The sequence below is a fragment of the Pseudonocardia pini genome (assembly GCF_013870575.1).
Lineage (GTDB): Bacteria > Actinomycetota > Actinomycetes > Mycobacteriales > Pseudonocardiaceae > Pseudonocardia > Pseudonocardia pini.
In genome coordinates this window covers 1-5,539 of the sequence record NZ_JACBXB010000351.1, presented here as the reverse complement: position 1 = coordinate 5,539, position 5,539 = coordinate 1, and the positions used below count along the sequence as shown (strand labels likewise).

General features: G+C 70.9%; 4 protein-coding genes. 2 read left to right on the top strand and 2 right to left on the bottom strand.

Annotation, left to right across the window (positions count from 1 at the left end; translation table 11 throughout):
- The first annotated feature begins 119 nt into the window (after window positions 1–119).
- Window positions 120–1,427, top strand: coding sequence for an MFS transporter (locus H5J29_RS19170; RefSeq protein WP_181782397.1), 1,308 nt, complete (start codon window positions 120–122; stop codon window positions 1,425–1,427).
- Window positions 1,428–1,439: 12 nt separating this feature from the next.
- Here the strand turns inward: H5J29_RS19170 and H5J29_RS19165 are convergent, their stop codons facing one another.
- Entirely contained in the window at window positions 1,440–3,050 is a 1,611-nt protein-coding gene (locus H5J29_RS19165; RefSeq protein WP_220187634.1) for an AMP-binding protein, read from the bottom strand.
- A 244-nt stretch (window positions 3,051–3,294) separates the two neighbouring features.
- The gene (locus H5J29_RS19160) at window positions 3,295–3,930 is read right to left on the bottom strand and encodes a TetR/AcrR family transcriptional regulator (protein WP_181782394.1); all 636 of its coding nucleotides are present in this window, start codon (window positions 3,928–3,930) and stop codon (window positions 3,295–3,297) included.
- Window positions 3,931–4,170: 240 nt separating this feature from the next.
- On the opposite strand from H5J29_RS19160, the gene H5J29_RS19155 reads away from it, so the two are divergent.
- Window positions 4,171–5,355 (top strand): LLM class flavin-dependent oxidoreductase, encoded by a 1,185-nt coding sequence (locus H5J29_RS19155; RefSeq protein WP_181782392.1) that lies wholly within the window; start codon window positions 4,171–4,173, stop codon window positions 5,353–5,355.
- Window positions 5,356–5,539 lie beyond the last annotated feature (184 nt).

Below are 5,539 nucleotides of genomic sequence, written 5' to 3'. Positions count from 1 at the left end.
CCGGCACCCGCGAAGACTGCGAGAAGTGAGAGTGTCGTCGGCTCGGCCGGGGACCGACAGTGAGGGGCGTGCCCGCCGGATGCGGGCACGGTCCCGCTGGAGGAGAGGAATTCCCCGCTATGAGCAGCGACGCCACGGCATCGACCGAGGCCGAGAAGGCCGGCGCCCCGTCACTCGGCCGTCCGCGACGGGCGGCCGTCGCGGGCGGGGTGGGGTGCCTGGTCGAGGGCTACGACTTCAGTGCCTACGGATACCTGTCGGTCTTCCTCGCCCCCCTGTTCTTCCCCACCGACAGCGAGTTCGGCTCGCTCCTGCTGGCGCTGGTCGTGTTCGGTACCGCCTATCTGGCGCGACCGTTGGGCGGGATCGCGTTCGGTCTGGTCGGCGACCGGGTGGATCGCGGGAAGGTGCTGGTCGCGACGATCCTGCTGATGGGGGTGGCGACCACCCTGATCGGGTTGCTGCCCACCCACGCCACCCTCGGGATCACCGCGACGATCCTGCTGATCGTGCTGCGCCTCGTGCAGGGCTTCTCGGTCGGCGCCGAGGTCGCGGGCGCCACGACCTTCGTGTCCGAGGCCGCCCCGGACCGGTACAAGAGCCGGTTCGGCGCGTTCAACTCCGCGGGCGCCTCCCTCGGCTTCGGGCTCGCCGCCGCCGTCGCGGGGCTGTGCTCGCTGCTGACCACCCCGGAGCAGATGGCCGAGTGGGGTTGGCGGATCCCGTTCCTGCTGTCCCTGCCGCTCACCGTGGTCTGCTTCCTCATCCGGCGGCGCATCACACGGGAGGCCGAGCCGGTCGCGGAGGACACCGAGGTCACGTTGCTCGACGTCCTCAGGCGCGGCTGGCGGCCCATCCTCAAGGGCGCCGGGCTCGCCGTCGCGGTCAACGGCACGTCGTACTTCGGCCTGACCTACGTGAGCATCCACCTCATCCAACAGCTCGGATACCCGAAGACCGGCGTGTACTGGGTGACCACCGTCGTCGTCCTGATCACCGCCCTGCTCATGCTGCCCGTGGGGCGGCTCGGCGACCGGGTCGACCTGCCCCGCCTCGGGGCGATCGGAGCGGCCGGGTTCCTGGCCGTGACCTGGGTCGGGATGTGGCTGATGGACCAGGGAAACCTCCTGCTGGCGGCGATCGCCTTCATGGTCATCATGGTGAACAGTGCGTTCCTGCAGGTCACCGGGTACGCACTCTCGCCCGAGATCTACCCCCGGGAGATCCGCTTCACCGGCATGTCCATGGGGTGGAACATCGGCGTGATCGTGGCGGGCGGCACGGCACCCGCGCTGTGCCTCTGGCTCGTCGAGTCGACCGGCAGCTCGTCGGCCCCCGCGTTCTTCGTGATGGCGGTGGCCCTGGTCGGCCTGGGGTCCCTGTGGGCGATCGCCCGCGGTCCGCGGCCCGGTCGGGTGGGGGGCTGAGGGCGCCCACCCTCATCGTGCCTCCACGTAGGCCCCGCTCTCCCAGCGCTCGCGCAGCGCGAACTTCTGGATCTTCCCGGACAGGGTCTGCGGGTACTCGTCGACGAGATACCACCGTGCGGGGATCTTGTAGCCGCTCAGCCGGGGCCGCAGGAACTCGACCAACTCGGTGGGCGTGACGGCGGCACCCTCCCGAACCCGGACGAAGGCGGCGACGATCTCGCCGTAGTAGTCGTCCGGCAGGCCGATCACCGCGGCGCCGGCGAGGGCCGGGTGTCGGAAGAGCTCGTCCTCGATCTCGCGCGGGTACAGGTTCTCGCCGCCGCGGATGATCATGTCCTTGATCCGGCCGTTGACCGCGATGTACCCGCGGTCGTCCATGCTCGCGAGATCGCCGGTGTGCAGCCAGCCGTCCGGCTCGAGCGTCGCCGCGGAGGCCTCCGGGAGGTTCAGGTAGCCGAGCATCGTGTGATAGCCGCGGGTGAGCAGCTCGCCGCGGATCCCGCGCGGGACCGTGTCCCCGGTGGCCGGATCGACGATCGTGATCTCGACACCGGGCAGGGGTCGCCCGCAGGTCGTGGCCTTGTCCTCCGCGGTGTCGTCCGCGGTGGTCATCGTGATGACCCCGCTGGTCTCGGTCTGCCCGAAGACGATCGTGAAGTCCACGCCCAGGGCCTTCTCGAACGAGCGCACCATGTCGGCGGGCACCGGAGCGCCGCCGGACACCAGCGAGCGCAGCGACGAGAGGTCGCGGGTGGTGAAGGTGGGGTGCTGCATCATCGCCGCGACCATCGTCGGGACCGGGTTCGTGATCGTCACCCGTTCCTCCTCGATCAACCGCAGCGCCAGACCGGCGTCGAAGTTCTCCAGCGGGACCAGCGTGCCCGCGAGCGACATCACGCCCATCCCGGCCAGGACGCACCCGCCGACGTGGAACATCGGCAGGATGGCGAGCCAGACGGCGCCGTCACGGCCACCGGCGCGGACCGCGGCCTGGCGGGGGTCGTTGACCACGCCCCGATGGGGGATCACCGCGCCCTTCGGGGTGCCCGTGGTGCCCGAGGTGTACTGGATCTGCGCGGCGCTCGCGGGATCGACCTCGGGGAGGGGGGTCGACGGGTCGGCCTCCGCCAGGAACGCCGGGAGGTCGCCGAGGGACACCACGTCCCGGAGGGCGGGCAGCTCGGCCGCGAGGGTCCGCGCCGTCTCGAGCAGCGGGCTGCCGCGGAACTCGGGATGGGCGAAGCAGGCCACCGCGCCGGACTGCTCCAGGCTGAACCGGACCTCGGCGGGGCGGAACGTGGGATTGATCGTCACGATGACCATGCCCGCCAGTGCGGCGCCGCACTGCAGGATCGTCCACTCCGGAACGTTGGGTGCCCAGATCCCGATGTGGCTGCCGACCTCGTAGCGCGCCAGCAGGGCGCGGGCGCAGGCCTCGGCGTCTCGCAGCAGCTCGGTGTAGGTCCAGCGCCGCCGGGCCTCGCGGTCCGCGCAGCCCTCCACGATGGCGTGGCGCTCGGGTGCGGCGGCGACGGAGCGCCGCAGGAGGTCGCCGACCGTGATGTCCAGGACCGGCGGCTCGCCGGGCCCCGCCTCGTACGACAGTGCATCCTCGGCCACGGCTCTCATCGACCTCGCGCCTGGGGACGGCGGCGGATCCGGGGCCGGCGAAGAGTGCAGCCGGACGCAGGGGTGGCGCGCCATCGCCCCACTCGTCGCCGGCCGCGGGGGCGCGGCGGCTCTTTGTGATCCACCATTCTCATGCTGTGGTGGCGACAAGCTAGCAGGGGTCGATCACGCCGCTCAAGACCGCGGCCCCGGCGACGGGCCGGTGGAAGGGGCGAGGCGGGCAGGTCCGGGCTGCTCAGCCCGCGATGGTCCGGTCGCCCCCGAGCACCGCGCCCGCGTCGGCGGGCAGTGGCTCGACGCCGAGCATGGAGCAGGCGACCTGCTCGAGGAAGGCCGCGAGCTCGTCCTGCTCCATGTGGTTGCGGTAGCGCAGCCACGAGTGGACCGCGGAGATCGCCGCGTGGACCAGCACCTGCACCTGAGCGGGGGAGAGGTCCTCGCGAACGGTCATCAACGCCTCCTGCCAGAGGTCGATGTAGTGCCGCTGCTTCCAGCGCAGCCTGCGGCCGTCCTGCTCCGGCAGGTTCCGGGACTCCTGCAGGTAGACCTGGCAGAGGGCGCGCTCGGAGATGGTGAACCGGACCTGGCCCCGCACGAGGGCGGCAAGGGTCTCCGCCGAGCCGTCGGAGGTGCGCAGCGACTCCTCGGCGTCGACGATCAGCCGGTCCACGACCCGGTCGAACAGGGCGACCAGGATCGCCACCTTGTTGTCGAAGTGCCGGTAGACGCCCGACCCGACGATGCCGGCGGCGGATCCGATGTCGGACAGGTTCACGCCGAGGTACCCGTGACGGGCGATCAGGGTCGCGGCCGCGCCGAGGATCCTCTCCTTGCGCTCGGGATCCCGGATGCGACGCTCGGTGCCGGCCACGTGTCCTCCGTCCGCCGTGTCCGGATCGGCAGGGGCCCGGACGCCGGCCATCTTAGCGTCCCTGGTGAACGTGCCTTCGCCCCTGACAGATGCGCCAGTCGTGCTTTACAGCACACCGGCTGGTGGATACGGTGCCGTCGTAGTACATGGGCCTTCACTAAGGACGGGACGCAGGCCTCGCGCTCGACCGGATCGCACCTCGTGCCGGGTCACCCCGGCCACGCCTCCCAGGAGAATCCAATGACGGACCGGCTCCGCTTCGGCGTCTTCCACGCCCCCTACCACCTCCCGATGGGTCAGAACCCCAACCTGGCCCTCCATCGCGACCTGGAGTTCGTCCAGCACCTCGACCGCCTCGGGTTCGACGAGGCGTGGATCGGCGAGCACCACTCGTGTGGGTGCGAGATCATCCCCGACCCGATCGTCTTCATCAGCAACGTCGCCCCACGCACGTCGACCATCAAGCTCGGTACCGGTGTGCTGTCGCTGCCCTACCACAACCCCCTCTGGGTGGCGGACCGGTTCATCCTGCTCGATCACCTGACCCGTGGTCGGGCGATGCTGGGCCTCGGTCCGGGTGCGCTGACCACCGACGCCTACATGATCGGGATCGATCCCCTTGAGCAGCGGAACGCGCTCGAGGAGGACGTCGACGTCCTCATGCGCCTGTTCGCGGGTGAGACGGTGACGCACAAGAACGATCGTTACGAGCTCGTCGAGGCGACGAGCCAGGTGCGCCCGTACTCGGACTTCGAGGTCGCGGTCGCGGCGGTCGCCTCGCCGACCGGTCCGCGGATCGCGGGCAAGTACGGCGCCGGGATCCTCTCGATCGGGGCGACGATGTCCGCGATGGCGCCCGACGGCGTCGACACGCTCGCCCTGCACTGGGACGTCATGGAGCAGAAGGCGGCGGAGTACGGCCAGGTCGCCGACCGGTCCAAGTGGCGCCTCGTGGGTCCGATGTACATCGCGGAGACCCGTGAGAAGGCCCGCGAGGACGTCCGGCACGGGATCGACGCGTGGTTCGAGTACTTCCAGGACGTCCAGTCCGCGGTGCACTTCGAGGTGGCGGGCAAGACCACCGACGAGCGGATCGACTTCGTCATCAACTCGGGCCTCGGCGTCATCGGCACGCCGGACGACGCGATCGAGCAGATCTCGAAGCTGCAGGCGCAGTCCAACGGCGGCTTCGGCGCGTACCTGGTCATGACCCACGAGTGGGCGAACTGGGCGAACACCCTGCACTCCTACGAGCTGATGGCGGAGCGGGTGTTCCCGGCCTTCCAGGGCAGCGTCGACTCGCTCTTCGCCAGCGCGAAGTGGGCGGCGGAGGAGCGCGGCACGCTGGGCGGGGCGCAGATGAAGAGCGTCCAGAACGCCATGGCGAAGCACGCCGAGGAGACCGCGGCGAAGTCCTCGGCCTGAGGCGCCGGACGCGCTGCTCGACCGGGCGGTCGCCCGCCGGTGAGTTCGCGCTGACCAAGGCCCAGCTGCGGCGGGAGGGTGCCGGCCGCATCGCGCGCGGACCCGGGGAGGTGCTGGAGATGGGGTGCCGCCGCGTGGAGGACGGGTGCGCGGGGTCGGCGCCGACGTCGCCGAGCCCGATGCC